Consider the following 18,854-nt stretch of genomic DNA (forward strand, 5'->3'; position numbering starts at 1 on the left):
CCGATCCACCGCCGGGCGTTGGCGAAATGACGCCGATGGTTGATTTTGCAGGGAACCTCACGATTGTCGCAACGGCACCCTCAAGGCTAAGAAGTATGCGTCGCCGCAGAGCGACCCAGAAAAAGCGGATGAGGGGCAGATGATCGATTGGTCGGCAAGCAGGCGCGCCTGCGCTGCAAGCGCAGTGGTATGCATGATGCTTGCCGGATGCTCGGAGCAAGCCATGCAGGGTGGCAGCTCGCAATCCGGGATCGAGATCGGCACCAAGATCAGCAAGAATGGCGATGTGACGCTTGGGCATATTTCCCCCGAACGCATGTCGCTGGCCCTGCTTGAGGTGAAGACGAAGCAGACCCATGGCGCACGGGTCTGGTGCGTGCCCTTTGCCCGGACCCTCAGCGGTGTCCAGATCCTGGGGAACGCCAAGGACTGGTGGGGCAAGGCGCAGGGCCATTATGCGCGCGGCAGAACCCCGACCCCCGCGGCGGTGATGTCCTTCAAGGCCACGCGGAAAAACCCCAATGGCCATGTCGCTGTCGTTTCCAAGGTGGTGTCACAGCGCGAAGTGCTGCTGAGCCATGCGAACTGGGACCGCAACCGCGTCTCGATCGACATGGCGGCGGTCGATGTTTCCCCGAAAAACGATTGGTCCTCGGTCCGGCTTGAAAGCGCGCCCGGCCAGCTTGGCGCGGCCTATCCCGTCAACGGCTTCATCTATCCCACGGCCACGAAGTAAGATCCGCTTGATACGTTGCGGCTCGGGCGTGCCGGTTATGGCGCGCGCAGGGTAAAAATGCGTCCCTGCCCGTGCGCATTCATGTCGCCACGCGCTGCACAGGCAAGGACGGTCCGGCCTAGATCCAATAGGGCGCGATGCCGTAATAATCATAGGTCCGGGTTTCCCAATCGCGGTCGCGGTCCCAGTTGTTGGTGCGCGCCGGCGCGCCCGTCACCTGCGCCTCGGTCAGGTCGGTGACGAAACCACCCATGGCGGTGTCGTAGGTCAGGGTGTGCCAGGGAACCGGCAGGTGCTCTTCGCCCAGGCCCAGGAACCCGCCGAATCCCATCACCGCATAGGCCACCTTGCCGGAGAGCTTGTCGATCATCAGGTGGTCGATCGCGCCGATATGGCTTCCATCCCTGCCATAGACGGCGGTACCGTTCACATCGGCCGAAGAGACGAGCGTTCCAGTCGTGTCAGTCATGGCAACTTCCTTTGCGCGTTCGGGCTGATCCGCCCTTTTCCAAGGTCCTGCCAACCCACGACTTGGCGGAATGTTTCAGGGGCGGGGGCAAGAATTCGCGCGCGGAAGCGCCAACAGCAGCACGCTTCCCACCGGGCATCGAATAAGATACGACATCATATAAGTCGTGATGGGATTGAAATTATGAGAAAACGCAGGGACAGCCTTTCTTCCGTTGTCGCGAAGGATATTGCCGAACGGATCGGATCGGGCGAATACGCCGTTGGCGACAAGCTGCCGATCGAGGCGCAGCTGGGCGATACCTATAATGTCAGCCGCACCGTCGTGCGCGAGGCGATCGCCCATCTGCGCTCGGAAGGGCTGGTCGAATCCCGTCAGGGCGTCGGCGTCTTCGTGTCGGGCCAGAACGGGACGATCCTCAAGCTCAGCTCCGACAAGGTTGGGGAACTTGACGAAATCCTGGAGATCCTGGAACTGCGGCTTGGCGTCGAGGTCGAGGCCTCGGGCCTTGCGGCGCAACGCCGTTCGGATGCGGAACTGTTGAAAATCATGGAGATCATCGAGGAAAGCTCGGATCTTGCGAAGTTCACGGAAAACCCGCGCGAGATGGATTTCGCGTTTCACATGGCCATCGCCGAGGCGACCGGCAACAGCTACATGCCGCGCTTTCTGTCCTTCATCGGGCCGGTGATCATTCCGCGCAGCCAGCTGATCCATGCCACCGTCCCGGAACTGACCCGGGAATACCTTGCCAAGATGAACGATGAACACCGCCGCATCGCCGATGCCATCGCCCGGCGGGATGTCCTGGATGCGCGCGAGGCCATGCGTTTCCATCTGGTGGGCAGCCTTGAGCGTTACAGAAAGTTGAAGACCGGCTGAATCATATGTTGACAGTCATCATATGATTGAACTACCCCTGACCGCGACAGGGAGACTGCGTGAACAGGCCCAGATGAATGGGCGGCGCTGTCGGGGAAGATAACGGCTTCGGTCGATTGCGGAATTGCGTCCCCTGTCGGGATGAGGGGTTCAGGCCCCCTTTTGACAGCGGGGAGAACATGACCGCCTTCAGGAATATCTATCTCGGAATCTTGCGCTGGATCGTGATCCTGTGCGTGGCGGGCATGCTGTGCCTGATCTTTGCCAATGTGGTCCTGCGCTATGCCTTCAACAGCGGGATCTATCTGTCCGAGGGCATATCCGGCCTGCTTTATGTCTGGATGACCTTCATCGGCGCGCTGCTGGTGCTTTACGAACGGGGCCATGTCGGGGTCGACATGCTGGTCCGGCGCCTTCCGGCCCCCATGCGCCGCGCCGCCTTCGGCCTGACCCATGCCATCATGCTTTACGTCACGTGGCTGCTGCTGGTGGGCAGCTGGCAGCAGGCCAAGATCAACCTTCACGTCATCTCGCCCGCGACGCATCTGCCCATCGGCATGATGTATCTGGCGGGGGTGTTCTTCGCAGTGATGAGCGGCCTGTTCCTGATCATGCAGATCGTGCTGCTGGTGAGTGGCAGGCTGACCGATGACGAGCTGAAGGTCTCCGTCTCGGAAGACGAGGACGAGGCCGAGCGCCTGATGGCACAGGGAGCCCTGAAATGACCGTCGCACTTTTCACGGGATCGCTGCTTCTTGTCATCGCGCTTGGTGCGCCGATCGCCTATGCGCTGATCGTCACGGGCGCTGCCCTGATGTGGCAGATGGGGCTGTTCGATGGCCAGATCATCGCGCAGAACCTGCTGAACGCGGTCGACAGCTTCCCGATGATCGCCATTCCGCTGTTCATCCTTGCGGGCGAGGTGATGAATACGGGCGGCCTGTCCAAGCGTATCATCGCGCTGGCGCAATCGCTGCTGGGGCATCGCCGCGGAGGCCTTGGCTATGTCGTGATCTTCGCGGGGGTGCTGCTGTCCAGCCTGTCCGGCTCGGCCCTTGCCGATGCGGCCTCGCTTTCGGCCATGCTGCTGCCGATGATGGTCGCGGCCGGGCACAGCAAGGAACGCGCGGGTGGCCTGATCGCGGCCTCGTCGATCATCGGGCCGATCATTCCGCCCAGCATCGGCTTCATCGTCTTTGGCGTCGCCACAAACCTGTCGATCAGCAAGCTGTTCATGGCGGGCATTGCGCCGGGCGTCATGATCGCGCTGGCGCTGGCGATCACCTGGTTCTTCGTCTCGCGTTCGGAAGACAGCGAGCCCGCCCCCCGCGCCAGCTGGGCCGAGCGTGGCCGCGCCCTTGCCGACAGCCTTTGGGCGCTGATGCTGCCGGTCATCATCATCGTTGGCCTGCGCTTCGGCATCGTGACCCCGACCGAGGCCGCCGCCGTCGCCGCCGCCTATTCGCTGTTCGTGGCCATGTTCGTCTATCGCGAACTCAGCTTCGACGAGCTGAAAGAGGTCGCCTTCCGCGCCGGCAAGACCTCGGCCGGGGTGATGTTCCTTGTCGCCGCCGCCGCGATCCCGGCATGGATGATCACCGTCGCCGACATTCCCGGCCAGGTGATCGAGATGGTCCAGCCCTTCATGGACAACCCCAAGCTGCTGGTCTTTGTCCTGATGCTGCTGATCATCATCGTCGGCACCGCAATGGACCTGACGCCGACCATCCTGCTGCTGGGTCCGATCCTTGTCCCCGTCGTCACCGCCGCAGGCGTCGACCCGATCTATTTCGGCGTGCTGTTCATGATCAACTGCGCCATCGGGCTGATCACTCCCCCGGTCGGCACGGTGCTGAACGTGGTCTGTGCCGTCGGCAAGATGGATTACGAGGCGCTGTGCAAGGGCACGCTGCCCTTCTTCTTCGCGCAGGTCGCGGTGCTGTTCCTGCTGGTGCTTTTCCCCCAGCTGGTCACCGTCCCGGCCGCATGGATTTCCCACTAAAGGGCATCAAGACCCTTTTTCCCATCCCCAACAAGGACTTCGACATGAAAACGATAATCGGTCTTCTGGCCGCTGCCTTCCTTGTGTCCGGCGCTCAGGCGCAGGAATACAATTCCCACCTGATCAAGTTTGCCGCCACCGGGCAGGCTGGCACCCCGCCGGTTCTGGGCATGCAGATCTTTGCCGACAAGCTGGCCGAGCGCAGCGGCGGCAAGCTGAAGACCAAGGTCTTTTCCAACGGCGTTCTGGGGGGCGACGTGCAGGTCCTGTCCTCGCTGCAGGGCGGCGTGGTCGAGATGATGGTCTGGAACGCTGGCAACATGATCGCGCAAGAGCAGGATTTCGGCATCCTCGACCTGCCCTTCATCTATCAGGATGTCGAGGTCATGGACAAACTGCTGGACGGCGAGGTCGGCAAGAAGCTGAACGACGAATTGCCCAAGCATGACGTGATCGGACTTGCCTATTGGGAGCAGGGCTTCCGCCTGCTGACCAACAACAAGCACGAGATCAACAAGATCGAGGATATCTCGGGGCTGAAGGTCCGCGTCCAGCAGAACCAGCTGCTGGTGGACATGTGGGCGGCGTTGGGGGCGAACCCGACGCCCTTGGCCGTGACCGAGCTTTACACCGCGCTGGAAACCGGGGCCGTGGACGGGCAGGAAACCACCGCGCCGTTCATCCTCGGCTCGAAATACCACGAGGTCCAGAAATACGTCTCGGTCACGCGGCACAATTACAACCCGCAGATCGTGCTGATCGGCAAACCCTTCTGGGACAAGCTGAACCCTGACGAACAGAAGCTGATCGTCGATGTGGCGCGCGAAACCGCGATCGAGCAGCGCAAGATCTCGCGCGATGCGCAAGTCTCGGCGCTGCAGTCGATCCGCGACGCGGGCAATACCGTGACCGAGGTCGACCCGGCCGAGATGCAGCGGATGAAGGACGCGGTGCGCCCCGTCATCGCGAAATACGCTGAAACCTTCGATCCCGAACTGACCAAGACCGTTTTCGACGCGGTCGGATTCCAACTGAACTGACCCATAGCGGGGGCGGGTTTCGCCCCCTTTTCCCCTGACGGAACGACATCCATGAAAATCTCATTCGCCCAGTTCTCGCCGGTTCACGGCGACACCGCAGCCACCATCGCGCTTGTCGCGGACAAGGCGCGCGAGGCCGCCGCCTCGGGCAACCGCCTGATCGCATTCCCGGAATGCTTCCTGACCGGTGGGTCGTTTGACGACCGCGAAAGCCTTGTCGCGGCGGCGGTCGATATCGAGCGCGGCGATCTGGAGCCGATCCTTGCCGCGGCACGCGACACGGGCATTCATGTCGTCGTCGGCTTCTACCAGCGGCGCGGCGATCAGGCGCTGAACACCGCCGCGCTGATCGGGCCGCAAGGCATCATCGGGCTGCATCACAAGATGCACCTGCCGTTCATGATCGGGGACCGCTTCGTCGACATTCCGCAGGTCGACGGCCCCTCGGTCTATGACACCGAGATCGGCCGCATCGGCATCGCCATCTGCTATGAGATCCGCTTCCCCGAGGTCGCCCGCACCCTTGCGCTGGAGGGGGCCGAGCTGATCGTCCTGCCCGCCGCCTGGCCCGAGGCCGCGCGCATCCTGCCCGATCTTTTCAGCCGCGTCCGCGCCGCCGAGAATTTCGTCTATTTCATGTCCGCGAACCGCAATGACCTGGATGATGGCATGCAGTTCATGGGGGACAGCCACGTCATCGGCCCCGACGGGCGCGAGGTCATCAACGCGGGCATGGCCGATGGCATCTTCTCGGTCGATGTCGATCTGGAAGCGGCGCGGGTCAAGTCGATCATCCGCGATCCCGGCATCTACGAGGTCCACCCGTGGCGCGACCGCCGTCCGCAGGATTACGCCATCTGCACCAAGGCGGCGGTGGTATGAGCCTGCGCGAAAAGCTCAATGGTCCGACCTTCGGGATGAACGTCTATTCCGGTGCACCCGCGGTCGTCGAGATCGCGGGAAACTGGGGTCTGGATTTCGTCTTCATCGACGCCGAGCATACCGCGCTTGGCCTTGACCTGCCGATGGAGCGGATGATCCTTGCCGCAAGGCTGGCCGGTATCGCGCCGCTGGTCCGGGTTCCCGACAGCACCCCCACCGGATTGCGCAAGGCGCTGGAACTGGGGGCCGAGGGCGTCATCATCCCTCAGGTCCATTCCGCCGCCCAGATGCGCGAGATCGTGGCCGCGACCAAGTTTCCGCCGCTTGGTCGGCGCGGGGGCGACAGCTCGGTCCGCTCGGCGAATTACGGGGGGCCGGGGTTTGACTGGGCCGACTATGCGGCGCGCGCGAACCGCGAGACACTGCTGGTGCCGATGGCCGAAAGCCCCGAGTTCTTTGACGAAATCGACGCCATCCTTGACGTGCCGGGCATCGATGCCGTGCATTTCGGGCCGGCCGACTATTCGCTGGCCTGCGGTATCCCGGTCGATTACGCGATGACCCATCCGCAGGTCCGCGCGGCCATGCGCGAGTTGATCGCCAAATGCCACGCGCGCGGGATCAAGGTCATGCTGCCCTGTTTCCCCTATGACGAGACGCAGGTCGCCGACCTGCTGGCCGAGGGCGGCGACCTGCTGCTGGTCGGAAACGACATGGCCTTCCTGAACGCAGGCTGCCGCCGTGCCGCCGATCTGGCCAAGGGGGCGCGCGGATGATCCGTCATGCCCGCCCCCCGCTGCCGGTGCTGGACCCCGCGTTGCTGGAACAGATGCGCGGCATCCAGCCCGCGTCGCTGGGCCATTACCTGACCACCGGGATCATCTCGCCGCTGATCCGGCCACTGACATCGGGCAAGCTGCTTGGCCGCGCCGTGACGGTCCGCCAGCCGCTGCCCGATGCCGTGCCGGTACATCTTGTCCTTGACCAACTGGGGCCGGGCGACGTTCTGGTCATCGACCGCGCCGGGGATCATCATGTCGCCTGCGTGGGCGAGATGGTGGCCCGCGCCGCATTGGCCGCCGGGGCGGCAGGCATCGTCGTCGACGGCGTCGTCACCGATATCGAGGAGCTGCGCGAACTGGGCCTGCCCATCTATGCCCGCGGCCTGAACGTGGTCACGACCCGGGTGCTGAACATTCCGGGGGCCGAATTGTTCGGCAGCGTCGTGATCGGCGACGTGATCGTCAGGCAGGGCGATCTGCTGTTCGGGGACGCGAACGGCATCCTGCGCCTGGACCCGGCGGATGAAGGGTTGCCGGCGCTGGTCGCGCGGGCCGTGGCGGACGAGGCGCGCGAGGTCGAATGGCGACAGCGCCTTGCGACTGGGCAGTCGCTGGCCCAGCTGAACGGCTCGGCTCGCTACGCCTAGCACCCGTGCCTCCGGGCCTTTTTGAGGGGCGCATGGCTGCGCCCCCGCTTGCCGCATGTCCTGCTGCGGCTTTCCATTTGCATGGACACCGGATCCTGTGCCTGACTTGCCCGACTTGGCGCTTTGCCCAAAAGTGGTTCGGTAAGGAGCAGATCCGCCGATGCATCAAAGTTCAAGCCTGGGTCGCAGGTTGTTCCTGGCGTTCTTCGCGATCGCCGGGCTTCCGGCGCTGACGGGCCTTTGGGGCTGGGTTCTTCTGGCCGATGTCGCCCGCAATCAGGAGGCGCTGATCGGCAAGACCATTCCAGCCATCATCGATGTCAGGGGGTTTACCGAAGGAAGCAGCAAGGTCGCTGCCGCGGCGCCCGATTTCGCTGCCGTAACCAGCGAGGAAGACCGCAAGCAACGGGCCGCCTATCTTCTGGGGCAGGCCGATGCCCTTCACCAGCGGCTGGAGCGCAATCGCAACCACAACAACCTGCCGCCCTACGCCCTGTCGATGACGGTCATGGACATGCGGGACAGCATCGGCGTTCTGGACGTTCTTGTTCAACGCCGGATCAGGGCGCTGGATCGGCAGCGCAGCAGTTTCGCCGCCAGCATGAATGCGGCAGATGAGCTGTTGAAGATCGGTGAAAGGCTGGCTGCCGAAGGTGATTTCCGGGATCCGGCACATGCAGCCGCGTCGCTGGGTGCCTGGCATTCGGCCGGCCTGTCCGAACACGAGGCGGTGGCCGCATTCCGGGTGAATGCGGCAGATGTCAGCCTGATCCTTGCACGGATGGCGGGGGCCAGGACCACCGGGGAACTGGAGGGCTTTCGACAGGCGTTGAAAGGGCGCGTCGACGCAATGGCCGGATACGTCCGGACCATCGGCGACCCCGTGCAAGGTTTTCGTGCCACGCGGCTTTTGCAGGTCATCGGCGGGGATCAGGGCGCGGCTGGCGATCTTTACATGATGACCGCCCGGCTTCTGGGCCTGAATGCCCGGATCGCGGTCATGGAAAATGCGGTCCGGGCGGCGGCTGCCCAGATGGATGACGAGGCGGCGGCGCTGACCGATGAAATCCACGCAAGCGCGGCGGCCTCGGGCGAAAGGGCGGGCGAGACCATCGATTTCGCCCGCAGGCTTACGGTTCTGGGGGCGGGGTTCGCGTTGCTCGTCTCATTCGGGACACTTTGGTTCTATGTGCGCGGAAACATCCTGCGTCGTCTGGCGCATCTTTCGACCGCGATGGCACGGCTTGAGGCCGGGGATACCAGCGATCCGGTCCTTCCTGCCGGAAAGGACGAAATCGCCCGGATGGAGGCCGCGGTCGAGGTGTTCCGCTTGCAGGCGCATGAAAACAGGCGGCTGGAGGCCGAGCGCAGCCGCTATCTGGCTGAATTGCAGCAACACCGCAGCGAGCTTGAAAGACTGGTCGCGGTCCAGACCGAACAGCTTCGTGGCGAAGTCGCGGCCCATGCCGAGGCGCGCGACCGGGCCGAGGCCGCCGATCGGGCGAAATCGGAATTTGTCGCGATGATGAGCCATGATCTGCGCACGCCGATGAACGGCGTTCTGGGAATGCTGCGCAGTCTTGGACGGGATCATCTGACGGACCGGCAGCGGTCATATCTGCGCGCCGCCGAGGTGTCGGGGCAGGGGTTGATGGCAATCCTGAACGACATCCTTTACCTGCCCCTGATCGAATCCGGTCGCCTTTCCGAGAATGTCGAGACCTTTTCCATTCGGGATCTGGTGCAGGAAATCGGATATCTTCTTTCGCCGGTCGCACAGGAAAAGGGGCTTTCCCTTGTGCTGGAACAGGCCCCGGATGCGCCGGTTGCGCTGCGTGGCGACGTGGCGAAGCTGCGCCAGATCATCTTCAACCTCGTCTCCAATGCGGTGAAGTTCACCTCGCATGGGCAGGTCACGGTGCGGATCGACGCAGGCGATCCCATTGCCGGGCGGATCCCGCTTGTCATCGCCGTCAGCGACACGGGCAAGGGGATATCCGAACAGGCACGGGATCGGATCTTCGAGGTCTTCGAGCAGGAAAATGCGGCGACCGCCCGGCAATATGGTGGCACCGGGCTGGGCCTTGCGATCTGTCGCCGCTTTGCCGAGGTGATGGGGGGGACGCTGAGCGTTGCCAGCACATTGGGCATAGGCTCGGTCTTCACGCTTCGCGTCAGCCTGTCAGAGGGACAGGCCGCCGATCTGCCAAAACCGATGGTCGAGCCCGAGGACCACCAGCGCCCGCTGATGATCCTGGTGGTCGAGGATCACGCCATCAATCGCATGGTGGTCGAAAGCTATCTTGAGGACGCCGGCCATGGCTGGGAAATCGCAGAGTCGGGCGCGGCGGCACTGGCCGCTATTGAAAGGCGGCGTTTTGACGCGATCCTGATGGACGTGAACCTGCCGGGGTTGTCAGGCACCGAAACCACAAGACGCATCCGGGCATTGCCTGGCGCGCATGACAGTCAGGTGCCGGTGATCGGCATCTCGGCCCATATCCATCCCGACCAGGTCGCGGAAAATCTTGCGGCAGGGATGAATGCCGTCCTGGCCAAGCCGCTGAACCCGCGACTGCTGCACGCGGCGCTGCGCGAGGTGGCGGCGTCAACGGACGGGCGGGATGACATTCTGGCAAATCTGGTGAGCGACCTTGGCGCAAGTCAGGCCGCGGCCATCGGAAACCTGTTCCTGGGCAGCATGACGACAGAGGTTGCGGAGATCGAGGATGCAGCGCGTGCCGCAGAATGGGCGCGCCTGTCCAGGGTCGCGCATCAGCTGAAAGGGGCGGCCGGCAGCCTTGACCTCGATACGTTCGCGACGCTTCTGGATGCGCTTGAGACGAACGCGCGCCGGGGCGTGGAAGCCGACATAAGCCGGGATCTGCGACGCCTGCGCGAACTTGTGCCCCAGGTCCGCAGGCGGCTGGAGGCTGCGCTGGCCCGGCTTCAGTCCCATCCGGCTATTCAAGTTGAGCGGTGAAGATATAGCCCTCGCCATGCGCGGTCGAAAGAATCCGGGGCACCTTCGGATCATCGCGCAGCTTGATGCGCAGTCGCCTGACCAGCACGTCGATGGTGCGCGTATTGTCCGAGCCCTGCCGGTGCGTGATCACATGGCTTAGCCGGTCACGATCCATGACCACGCCGGGATTGGACACGAAGACCCTGAGCAGTTCGAACTCGCCCCGCGTCAACGCGATGTTCTCGCCCGTCTTGCCCATCAGGCTGCGCTGCGAGACATCGAAAACGAAACCGCCAAACTGGAAGACGCGGCGGTTGAGATGCTTGATCGCGGCCGTCCGGCGCAGCAGGTTCTTGACCCGTGCAAGAAGCTCGCGGCGGTTGAAGGGTTTGCAGACATAGTCATCCGCGCCAAGCTCCAGCCCGACGATGCGATCGACATCATCGGTTCGCCCGCTCAGCAGAATGATCCCGATTTCAGATCGCGCGCGCTGCTCGCGGGTGATTTCCAGTCCGTCCTTGCCCGCAAGGTTGATGTCGACGATCAGCAGATCCGCGCCCTCGATTGCCAGCAGCCTTTCCGCCTGCGCCGCGGTGTCGCATTCCGAGACCCGATAGCCGAACGAGGTAAGATAGGTTGCCAGGGTCAGCCGGGTAACCGGTTCATCCTCGATCAGGATGATATGGGCGGACGCAAGGCTCAAGGCGGCGAACTCCGTTTGTGTCATCGACCCGCGCGCATGGCGGCCAGCCGGAAACTTTCTTCCCTGTTAACAAATTTTCATAACTTTGCCCAATCCGTTCATCGCTTTGGCCTTACTCATTCACAAGCCTGTCATACGATTGGCAAACAGAAATGCATCCGACCGTTCCTGCAGCAAACCTGCCACGCATAAGTTCAACGGGAGTTTTCAATGAAAAACAATAAACTGCCTTTCGTCAGTGCAATCGCGCTGGCGGTCCTTGCAACCCAGGCAGCGGCCGAAGACTCTTCGGACCCGATCGTGATCCCCACCCACAACTGGTCCAGCCAGATCGTGATGAGCCACGTCGTCGGCCAGATTCTCGAGTCGCTTGGCAACTCGGTCGAATATGTGTCGACAGACAGCCAGGCAGTCTATGAGGCGATCCGGCTGGGCGACGCGACGCTGGAGGTCGAGGTCTGGGAAGGGGCCTTTGGTGCCTCGTTCGACGCGGCTGCGGCCAAGGGGGGAATTCATGCCGTCGGGGCACATGATGCCGTCACCCGTGAGGATTGGTGGTATCCGACCTGGACCAAGGAGGCTTGTCCCGGCCTGCCCGACTGGAAGGCGTTGAACGATTGCGCCGCCATCTTTGCAACCCCGGAAACCGGCGAGAAGGGGCGCTTCCTGGGCGGTCCGGTCGACTGGCTCAAGCATGACGCGGAAAAGGTCGACGCACTCGACATGAATTTCGTCGTGGTGAACGCAGGCTCGGCGGCCGCCCTTTGGGCCGAGCTTGCGGCTGCCGAAAAGGAAAAGAAGCCCATCGTTCTTTTCAACTGGACCCCGAACTTCGTCGAAGCGGTCTGGAAGGGCGAGTTTGTCGAATTCCCCGAATGGGTCGAGGGATGCAACACCGATCCCAAGGTCGGGCCGGTTCCCGACAAGGTCTATGACTGCGGCAACCCGGCCAATGGCTATCTGAAAATCGCAGCCTGGGATGGGATGAAGGAAAAATGGCCCCGCGCCTATGAGGTTCTGGGCAAGGTCAGCATCAGCAATCCGCTTATCTCGGAAATGGCAAAGCTTGTGGATGTCGACGGAATGGAGCCCGAGGACGCCGCGACCGCCTGGCGCGAGGCCCATGCCGATGTCTGGAAACCCTGGCTGGAATAGGCCGCGCGTGCCCCGCTCTGGCCCGTCATCGCCGGGCCAGAGCAGCGCAATGAACCTTGCCGATCAGGAGGATGCCATGACTGCCCCGATCCCCGCGATTTCGTGCCGCAATGTCTGGAAGATATTCGGCAATCAGCCAGAGCGATATCTGGAGAACCTGAAGAAGGGCGGGACCGATGCCTGTCCCCAGCATGTCGTGGCTGTCCGCGATGTGACGCTGGATGTCCGGCAGGGCGAAATGCTGGTCGTCATGGGACTTTCCGGCTCGGGCAAATCGACGCTGGTTCGCTGCCTGTCGCGCCTGATCGAGATCACTTCGGGAACCGTCGCCATCGAAGGCAAGGATATCGGCGCGATGACCGAGCCCGAGCTGATCGACCTTCGGCGGCGCAAGATGGGCATGGTGTTCCAAAGCTTCGGGCTTTTGCCGCAGCGGACCATTCTGGACAATGTCGCGTTCCCATTGGAAATGCGGGGGCAGGAGCGGGGCGCCCGGTATGAGCGCGCCCGCGAGATGCTGCGCCTGGTCGGGCTGAAGGGGCGCGAGGGCTATTACCCGCGCGAGCTTTCCGGAGGTCAGCAGCAGCGGGTCGGGATTGCCCGTTCGCTGGCGATCGAGCCCGATATCTGGTTTCTCGACGAGCCGTTTTCCGCGCTTGACCCGCTGATCCGCCGCGAAATGCAGGACGAGTTCCTGCGCCTCAAGGGGCTTTTGAACAAGACGATCGTCTTCATCACCCATGATTTCGACGAAGCACTGCGGCTTGCCGACAGGATCGCCATCATGAAGGACGGCGCAATCGAGCAATGCGATACGCCGGACCGGATCGTCCTTGAACCGGCCACCGATTACGTGGCCAGATTCACCGCCGAAATCGACCGCGCGCGCGTCGTTCGCGCCTCGGGTCTTGCCCGCATCGCGGATGGCGTGGCGGTCGAAGGCCCCGCCTTTCCGGCTGATCTGACCATCCGCGAACTTGGCCGGCGGATCGTTTCGGATAACCGCATCGATTTTCCCGTCACCGATAACACCGGAAAGCTGATCGGCGTGATGAACCGGCAATCCGCGCTTGACCTGCTGCTGGGAGAGACCTTGTGACCGACATGGCAAGCCAGGAAACACGGCCCGGGGCGCCGGTCTTTCCGCGGCAGACGGTCGCCATGCTGCTGGCATTGGCTGTCGTCCTTGCGCTTGGCAAGCAATTCCTGCCGGCCGGTCTGGTGCGCCTGCCGGATTGGGCGATCCTGCCATTCGCCGCATGGTTCAACGCGGCTTTCGCCTTCATTCGCGACGATCTGGGACTGATCCACGTCACCCGCGCCTTTGCCGACGCGGTGCAGTGGTTGCTGGATGTGACTGCGAACCTTCTTTACGGCAAGGCGCGCTGGCCGCGCCTTGGCCCGATCCCGTGGAGCGTCATCGCCGTGACCGCAGGCTTTGCCGGTCATGCCCTGGGCGGGCTGCGTCTTGCGGCCCTTTGCGCGGGCACATTCGTCTGGATCGCCCTGATGGGGCAGTGGCAATGGGCGATGGAAACGATGTCGGTCATCGTCGTGGTTGCGCCGATGTCGGTTTTTCTGGGTCTCGTGACCGGTATCATCGCCTGGCGCTGGCCGAAATTCGAGCGCGTGCTGAACCCGCTTCTCAACATCGCGCAGTCCCTGCCGCATTTCGTCTACATGATCCCGGTGGTCGTCTTCATCGGCGTCGGTCCCAAGGCGGGCGCCATCGTGACGGTCATCTTTTCGGTGCCGCCGATGATCCGCATGACCGTGCTGGGATTGCGGCAAGTCCCCGAAGAGGTCATCGAGGGCGGCAAGATGAGCGGGGCGAACAACTGGCAATTGCTTGGCCGGGTGCGCTTGCCGACCGCGCGACCAGAGATCCTGCTTGGCGTAAACCAGGTCATCATGCAGTCGCTGGCGATGGTGGTTCTGGCAAGCTTCATCGGGATGCCGGGGCTGGGGCAGAAACTGCTTCAACTGCTGCAGGCGCTTCGCATCGGCCTGTCGATCGAGATCGGGATCACCATCGTGCTCCTGGCGGTCATGCTTGATCGACTGTCAAAGGCCTGGGCGATGCGCCAGCCCGTCCATCATCCGACCGATGCCTCCTGGTTCGCGCGACATCGCCTGCTGCTGCTGTGGCTGGCCGCGATCGGGGGGGCATGGGTGCTTTCGCTGATCGTTCCCTATCTTCACGTCGTGCCGCGCGGTGACGCGCTCAGCATCGCCGGTCCGCTTGACGCGCTGATGAACGGGCTTGTCGCGATGATCGCTCCGGTCACGCAATTCCTTCGCTGGTTTCTCATCACCTGGGTGCTGATCCCGCTGCGCGACTTCGTGCTGTGGCTGCCCTGGACCGTCGTGCTGGCGGGGCTCGCGGCAATCGGCGCGATGATCGGCGGCTTGCGCGCGGCGCTGGTCTGCGCGGCGTGTCTTGCCCTGATCGCGCTGACCGGCTGGTGGGACCGCGCGATGATCACCGCCTATACGGTGGGGTTCTCGGTCACACTGGCCTGCCTGATCGGCCTGCCACTGGGCATCTGGGCTGCGGGCAACGAGCATCGGGCAAAATCGGTCCTGCTTGTCTGCGACTCGCTTCAGACCTTCCCGAGCTTCATCTACCTGATCCCGGTCATCATGCTGTTCGGGGTAAGCGACGTCGCGGTGATTACCGCAGTGTCGATCGTCGCTGCCGTTCCCCTTGTCCGCTATACGATCGAGGGGCTGCGGCAGGTCCCTTCCGAACTGATCGAGGCCGCAAAGATGAACGGGGCCAACCGTCAGCAGATGCTGCGACATGTGCGCCTGCCATGGGCGCTTCCGACGCTGCTGGTCGGCCTGAACCAGTCCGTCATGTTTGCCCTGTTCATGGTCATCATTGCGGCGTTCATCGGCACGCAGGATCTTGGGCAGGAAATGCAGCGGGCCCTTTCCAGCGCGGATGTCGGCAAGGGTATCGTCCTTGGCGGCATTGTTGCCGCGATGGGGCTGTTGGTGGATTACCTGATCCGCACCTGGTCGGAAAGCAGGGAAAACCGCGTCTGAAGCGCATCAGGTTTCACCCGCAAGGGTCTGATCTGGCGCAAGGATCTCCGGGCACACGCCGGCAATCCCCGGGCCGGGCCTATTGCGGGTTGCGCAATATCTTTATGCGGTCGAACGCCACCACGACCACGATGAAGCAGCCGATGAACGCGCCCTGCCAGAAGGTGGAAATGCCCAGCAGGATCAGCGAGTTGCGGATCACCTCGATCAGCAGCGCACCGATGATCGCACCCGAAACCGACCCCTCGCCACCGCTGAGGTTGGCGCCGCCGATCACCGCCGCGGCAATCACCGTCAGCTCCATCGACGTGCCGAGGTTGGTGGTGACGCTTCCCAGCCAGCCCACCATCAGTATTCCCGAGATTCCGGCCGTAAAGGCCGAGAACATATAGACGGAAACCTTCATCAGCCGAACCGGGATGCCGGTCAGGATGGCGGCCTGTTCGTTTCCACCGATTGCGAAGACATATTGCCCCCAGCGGGTCCAGCGATAGGCGATGGCGATCACGACCGCGATTGCCGCCAGCACGATCACCGGGTTCGGAATCCCCGCGACCCGGCCGCCGCCCAGTCCCAGAAGCAGCGCGTGGTCGGGGCCGAATTCATAGATCATCCGGTTGTTCGACAGCACCAGCCCCATCGAGCGGGCAAAGGACATCATCCCCAATGTCACCACAAAGGCCGGAATGCCGACATAGGCAATCAGCAGGCCGTTGATGAGACCAACCAGCAGCGCGGCGCCAATGGCCAGCAGCGCCGACACCCAGAAGGACAGGCCCGACGACATGGCCACCCCGATGACGACGGCCGATAGCACGACCGACGACCCGACCGACAGGTCGATCCCGCCGGATGAAATCACCGTCGTCATGCCCACCGCCATGATCGCGACAAAGGCAAAGTTGCGGGTCACGTTGAAAAGGTTGCGCGGGGTCGCAAACGTGTCGGTCGCCAGCGACAGGATCAGGCAGGCCAGAACGGCCGCAACGAAGACCCAGAACACCTGCAATCCCATCAGCCGGGCAAGCAGGCTGCGATGCTGGCGCTGCTCGATCGCCTGTTCCAGCGACGGCGTCATGCGATGGCCTCCATCCGGGTGTCCAGCGCCCCGGTGATCAGGGCCGTGATCTCCTCGGGGCTGGTGTCCTTGGTCCACAGGTCCGCCACCTTCTTGCCCCGCCGCAGCACGGCAATGCGGTCGCAGACGGCAAAGACGTCGGGCATCCGGTGGCTGATCAGCATCACCGCGATGCCGCGGTCCCGCAACCGGCGGATCAGGTCCAGCACCTCGGCAACCTGCCGGACCGAGATCGCGGCTGTTGGCTCGTCCATCAGGACGACCTTGGGCTCGGCAAGCAGGGTCCGCGCGATCGCGACGGCCTGGCGTTGCCCGCCCGACATGCGCCGCACCAGATCGCGGGGGCGGGTTTCCGATTTCAACTGGGCGAACAATTGGGCTGACCGGCGAAACATCGCGGGATAGTCGATGATCCTTACAGGGCCGACATGGCGCATCAATTCCCGCCCCAGAAAAACGTTCGAGGCGGCGGTCAGATTATTGCAGAGCGCCAGATCCTGATAGACCACTTCTATTCCCGCGCGCTGCGCATCGCGCGGATGGTGGAATGCGCAGGGGATTCCATCCATCTCGATATTGCCATGGGTGGGCCCGAAATTCCCGGCAATGATCTTGACCAAAGTGGATTTGCCCGCGCCGTTATCCCCCATCAGGCCCAGTACCTGACCCTCTTCAAGGTCAAGCGAGACGCCCCCCAGCGCCTGTATCGCACCGAAGTGCTTGGCGATGTCTGTCAGTCGCAACCTTGCCAACCGTGCCTCCCGCGTGGCGGTGCATATTCCCCAAGTCAAACATAGTTGACTCAATATCGGCGGCAAATATTATCTTTGCATGGCACCCGGGTGAGCGAAGAAATTAGCCGGCGACATTCTGAAAAGGCCGAAAAACCCGATCATCGGGTGTCGGCAGATATAGCTAAATAATTAAACGCCGCGCTCCGACGGTGGCATGAAAGACCCCGACTTCAGCAGAAGCCGGAGGAAAATGTTATCTGGGAGGGTAAAATGAATAAATTCGGACTATGGGTCGGTGTGGCGACGCTTGCGCTTTCGGCGACGGCCGGGCTTGCGCAGGACAAGAAGACATTGGCCATCGTGGTCAAGGGCCTCGACAATCCGTTCTTCGAGCAGATCAATCTCGGCTGCCAGAAGTGGATGTCCGAGAATGCGGATTCGGAATATGCCTGCCTTTATACCGGCCCCGCCTCTTCGGCGGACGAGGCGGGAGAGGTCCAGATCGTCGATGATCTGCTGACCAAGGGGGTGGCCGCCATCGCGATCTCGCCCTCGAATGCCCCGGCCATGGCCACGCGGCTTCGCGAACTGGCCCCCAGCGTTCCCGTCATGACCATCGATGCCGATCTGCTTGAGGCCGATCATTCCCTGCGCAAGACCTATCTAGGCACCGACAACTACCTGATGGGCGTCAAGATGGCCGAGGAAGCCGCGAAGCTGAAGCCCGAGGGCGGCAGCGTCTGCCTGCAACTCGGCAACGTCGGCGCGGCCAATATCAACGCGCGTGCGCAGGGCTTCCGCGACACCGCCAGCGGCGAGAAGGGCATCGAGCGCCTGACCGGCCAGAAGGGCTGGACCGAGATCGATGGCTGCCCGGTCTATACCAATGACCAAGCCGATCTGGCCAACCAGCAGATGGCGGATACCTTTACCGCGAACCCGGACCTTGACGCCTTCATCCTGATCGGCGGTTGGGCGCAGTTCGCGCCGCAAGCCTATGCGCAGGTGACCGATCAGGTGATGGACAAGCTGAAGTCCAAGGAACTGATCATCATCGCCGGGGACACCCTGCCGCCCCAGACGCAGGCCTTCCGCGACGGGCGCAGCCACGCGCAGGTCGGCCAGCGCCCGTTCGAAATGGGCTACAAGGCACCGGATGTGATGATCCAGTTGATCAAGGGCGAAACCGTGGAAGACCCGCTTTTCACCGGTCTTGACGTCTGCAACGGCGAAGACGCCGGGTTCTGCGCCAAGAACTGAAACTGCTACAATGCGCGGCGGGTGGGGCTTTGACCTGCCCGACGCCATTTCTCCGGCCGCGATGCGCCAAAGCGGTGGGCGAAGCGGATCCCCGCCGCTAAGCCCTTTTGTATCCCTATCCCGGTCGCGCCCTGCTGTATTTTGGCACGACGGTGATATAGGGATACCGAAACAATTCAGGTCGGATAATGCGAACATATTTTGCCGCTTTTCTCGCTATCACGATTGTCGCCGGTTGCGCGGTCAGTCCGGGCACCGTGGTCAAGGGTGCCGGGCCCGACGAGCTTTTGAAGCTTCGGGAAGGGCCCGGACTTGAATACAAGATCATCGTCGGTCTTCCCGATGGAACGCGGCTGAAGCGCCACGACTGCGTCACCAAAGCCGGAAAACTGTGGTGCAGGGTCTCTCTGGCCGCCAAGCCGGGTGTCTCGGGCTACGTGTCGGCGGACTACCTGTCGGATCGGTGAG

18 protein-coding genes are annotated in these 18,854 nt (G+C 62.9%); 14 read left to right on the forward strand and 4 right to left on the reverse strand.

Going from position 1 to position 18,854, the window contains the following annotated elements; all coding sequences use genetic code 11:
- The first annotated feature begins 223 nt into the window (after positions 1 to 223).
- A complete protein-coding gene (locus tag ACO2Q4_RS04845) occupies positions 224 to 736 on the forward strand; it encodes a CHAP domain-containing protein (protein WP_423317680.1) in 513 nt (170 codons plus the stop codon).
- A 118-nt stretch (positions 737 to 854) separates the two neighbouring features.
- On the opposite strand, the gene ACO2Q4_RS04850 is transcribed toward ACO2Q4_RS04845, so the two are convergent.
- Positions 855 to 1,205 (reverse strand): PRC-barrel domain-containing protein, encoded by a 351-nt coding sequence (locus tag ACO2Q4_RS04850; RefSeq protein ID WP_311759368.1) that lies wholly within the window; start codon positions 1,203 to 1,205, stop codon positions 855 to 857.
- A gap of 183 nt (positions 1,206 to 1,388) precedes the next feature.
- Between ACO2Q4_RS04850 and ACO2Q4_RS04855 the strand changes: the two genes are divergently transcribed.
- The 8 genes from ACO2Q4_RS04855 to ACO2Q4_RS04890 all read left to right on the forward strand — a co-directional run bounded on the left by ACO2Q4_RS04855 (position 1,389) and on the right by ACO2Q4_RS04890 (position 10,423).
- A complete protein-coding gene (locus ACO2Q4_RS04855; protein ID WP_395132057.1) occupies positions 1,389 to 2,087 on the forward strand; it encodes a FadR/GntR family transcriptional regulator in 699 nt (232 codons plus the stop codon).
- A 179-nt stretch (positions 2,088 to 2,266) separates the two neighbouring features.
- Positions 2,267 to 2,812, forward strand: a complete 546-nt coding sequence (locus ACO2Q4_RS04860) for a TRAP transporter small permease (RefSeq protein ID WP_395132061.1) — start codon at positions 2,267 to 2,269, stop codon at positions 2,810 to 2,812.
- Positions 2,809 to 4,089, forward strand: a complete 1,281-nt coding sequence (locus ACO2Q4_RS04865; protein ID WP_423317683.1) for a TRAP transporter large permease subunit — start codon at positions 2,809 to 2,811, stop codon at positions 4,087 to 4,089. The genes ACO2Q4_RS04860 and ACO2Q4_RS04865 overlap by 4 nt, the downstream gene beginning before the upstream one ends.
- 44 nt (positions 4,090 to 4,133) lie before the next feature.
- Entirely contained in the window at positions 4,134 to 5,129 is a 996-nt protein-coding gene (locus ACO2Q4_RS04870) for a DctP family TRAP transporter solute-binding subunit (RefSeq protein ID WP_311759364.1), read from the forward strand.
- 51 nt (positions 5,130 to 5,180) lie between these two features.
- Positions 5,181 to 6,011: a carbon-nitrogen hydrolase family protein gene (locus ACO2Q4_RS04875; RefSeq protein ID WP_311759363.1), complete on the forward strand. Its 831-nt coding sequence runs from the start codon at positions 5,181 to 5,183 to the stop codon at positions 6,009 to 6,011.
- Positions 6,008 to 6,787: an HpcH/HpaI aldolase family protein gene (locus ACO2Q4_RS04880; RefSeq protein ID WP_423317685.1), complete on the forward strand. Its 780-nt coding sequence runs from the start codon at positions 6,008 to 6,010 to the stop codon at positions 6,785 to 6,787. Before ACO2Q4_RS04875 ends, ACO2Q4_RS04880 begins: the two co-directional genes overlap by 4 nt.
- Complete coding sequence (locus tag ACO2Q4_RS04885) at positions 6,784 to 7,440, forward strand: RraA family protein (protein WP_423317687.1); 657 nt, start codon at positions 6,784 to 6,786, stop codon at positions 7,438 to 7,440. Before ACO2Q4_RS04880 ends, ACO2Q4_RS04885 begins: the two co-directional genes overlap by 4 nt.
- A 160-nt stretch (positions 7,441 to 7,600) precedes the next feature.
- Complete coding sequence (locus ACO2Q4_RS04890; protein WP_423317689.1) at positions 7,601 to 10,423, forward strand: ATP-binding protein; 2,823 nt, start codon at positions 7,601 to 7,603, stop codon at positions 10,421 to 10,423.
- Here the strand turns inward: ACO2Q4_RS04890 and ACO2Q4_RS04895 are convergent.
- Positions 10,404 to 11,108: a response regulator gene (locus ACO2Q4_RS04895; protein ID WP_423317691.1), complete on the reverse strand. Its 705-nt coding sequence runs from the start codon at positions 11,106 to 11,108 to the stop codon at positions 10,404 to 10,406. The genes ACO2Q4_RS04890 and ACO2Q4_RS04895 overlap by 20 nt on opposite strands.
- 210 nt (positions 11,109 to 11,318) lie before the next feature.
- Here ACO2Q4_RS04895 and ACO2Q4_RS04900 point away from each other — a divergent pair, with 210 nt between their 5' ends.
- From ACO2Q4_RS04900 to ACO2Q4_RS04910, 3 genes are all read left to right on the forward strand, one after another.
- Positions 11,319 to 12,263, forward strand: coding sequence for an ABC transporter substrate-binding protein (locus ACO2Q4_RS04900; RefSeq protein ID WP_311759358.1), 945 nt, complete (start codon positions 11,319 to 11,321; stop codon positions 12,261 to 12,263).
- A gap of 76 nt (positions 12,264 to 12,339) precedes the next feature.
- On the forward strand, positions 12,340 to 13,362 hold the full coding sequence (locus ACO2Q4_RS04905; protein ID WP_423317693.1) for a quaternary amine ABC transporter ATP-binding protein: 1,023 nt from the start codon (positions 12,340 to 12,342) through the stop codon (positions 13,360 to 13,362).
- Between the two features lie 5 nt (positions 13,363 to 13,367).
- Positions 13,368 to 15,314 (forward strand): ABC transporter permease, encoded by a 1,947-nt coding sequence (locus ACO2Q4_RS04910; RefSeq protein ID WP_423317880.1) that lies wholly within the window; start codon positions 13,368 to 13,370, stop codon positions 15,312 to 15,314.
- A gap of 79 nt (positions 15,315 to 15,393) precedes the next feature.
- Here ACO2Q4_RS04910 and ACO2Q4_RS04915 read toward each other — a convergent pair whose 3' ends face one another.
- Together ACO2Q4_RS04915 and ACO2Q4_RS04920 are read right to left on the reverse strand one after the other, a co-directional pair.
- Positions 15,394 to 16,392 carry an ABC transporter permease gene (locus tag ACO2Q4_RS04915; protein WP_311759355.1) on the reverse strand — a complete coding sequence of 333 codons (999 nt, stop codon included), beginning with the start codon at positions 16,390 to 16,392 and terminating at the stop codon, positions 15,394 to 15,396.
- Entirely contained in the window at positions 16,389 to 17,144 is a 756-nt protein-coding gene (locus ACO2Q4_RS04920; protein ID WP_311759354.1) for an ATP-binding cassette domain-containing protein, read from the reverse strand. Before ACO2Q4_RS04920 ends, ACO2Q4_RS04915 begins: the two co-directional genes overlap by 4 nt.
- A gap of 252 nt (positions 17,145 to 17,396) precedes the next feature.
- Between ACO2Q4_RS04920 and ACO2Q4_RS04925 the strand changes: the two genes are divergently transcribed.
- Together ACO2Q4_RS04925 and ACO2Q4_RS04930 are read left to right on the forward strand one after the other, a co-directional pair.
- The gene (locus ACO2Q4_RS04925) at positions 17,397 to 18,386 is read left to right on the forward strand and encodes a sugar-binding protein (RefSeq protein WP_311759353.1); all 990 of its coding nucleotides are present in this window, start codon (positions 17,397 to 17,399) and stop codon (positions 18,384 to 18,386) included.
- A gap of 188 nt (positions 18,387 to 18,574) precedes the next feature.
- Entirely contained in the window at positions 18,575 to 18,853 is a 279-nt protein-coding gene (locus tag ACO2Q4_RS04930; protein WP_311759352.1) for an SH3 domain-containing protein, read from the forward strand.
- Position 18,854: the final 1 nt, after the last annotated feature.

The sequence above is a fragment of the Paracoccus sp. KR1-242 genome (assembly GCF_049446195.1).
Lineage (GTDB): Bacteria > Pseudomonadota > Alphaproteobacteria > Rhodobacterales > Rhodobacteraceae > Paracoccus > Paracoccus broussonetiae.

Bases quoted from the DNA above. Each gene is read 5' to 3' on its own strand.
- ACO2Q4_RS04845 (WP_423317680.1), top strand. From the start codon at position 224: ATGCAGGGTGGCAGCTCGCAATCCGGGATCGAGATCGGCACCAAGATC.
- ACO2Q4_RS04850 (WP_311759368.1), bottom strand. From the start codon at position 1,205: ATGACTGACACGACTGGAACGCTCGTCTCTTCGGCCGATGTGAACGGT.
- ACO2Q4_RS04855 (WP_395132057.1), top strand. From the start codon at position 1,389: ATGAGAAAACGCAGGGACAGCCTTTCTTCCGTTGTCGCGAAGGATATT.
- ACO2Q4_RS04860 (WP_395132061.1), top strand. From the start codon at position 2,267: ATGACCGCCTTCAGGAATATCTATCTCGGAATCTTGCGCTGGATCGTG.
- ACO2Q4_RS04865 (WP_423317683.1), top strand. From the start codon at position 2,809: ATGACCGTCGCACTTTTCACGGGATCGCTGCTTCTTGTCATCGCGCTT.
- ACO2Q4_RS04870 (WP_311759364.1), top strand. From the start codon at position 4,134: ATGAAAACGATAATCGGTCTTCTGGCCGCTGCCTTCCTTGTGTCCGGC.
- ACO2Q4_RS04875 (WP_311759363.1), top strand. From the start codon at position 5,181: ATGAAAATCTCATTCGCCCAGTTCTCGCCGGTTCACGGCGACACCGCA.
- ACO2Q4_RS04880 (WP_423317685.1), top strand. From the start codon at position 6,008: ATGAGCCTGCGCGAAAAGCTCAATGGTCCGACCTTCGGGATGAACGTC.
- ACO2Q4_RS04885 (WP_423317687.1), top strand. From the start codon at position 6,784: ATGATCCGTCATGCCCGCCCCCCGCTGCCGGTGCTGGACCCCGCGTTG.
- ACO2Q4_RS04890 (WP_423317689.1), top strand. From the start codon at position 7,601: ATGCATCAAAGTTCAAGCCTGGGTCGCAGGTTGTTCCTGGCGTTCTTC.
- ACO2Q4_RS04900 (WP_311759358.1), top strand. From the start codon at position 11,319: ATGAAAAACAATAAACTGCCTTTCGTCAGTGCAATCGCGCTGGCGGTC.
- ACO2Q4_RS04905 (WP_423317693.1), top strand. From the start codon at position 12,340: ATGACTGCCCCGATCCCCGCGATTTCGTGCCGCAATGTCTGGAAGATA.
- ACO2Q4_RS04910 (WP_423317880.1), top strand. From the start codon at position 13,368: ATGGCAAGCCAGGAAACACGGCCCGGGGCGCCGGTCTTTCCGCGGCAG.
- ACO2Q4_RS04915 (WP_311759355.1), bottom strand. From the start codon at position 16,392: ATGACGCCGTCGCTGGAACAGGCGATCGAGCAGCGCCAGCATCGCAGC.
- ACO2Q4_RS04925 (WP_311759353.1), top strand. From the start codon at position 17,397: ATGAATAAATTCGGACTATGGGTCGGTGTGGCGACGCTTGCGCTTTCG.
- ACO2Q4_RS04930 (WP_311759352.1), top strand. From the start codon at position 18,575: ATGCGAACATATTTTGCCGCTTTTCTCGCTATCACGATTGTCGCCGGT.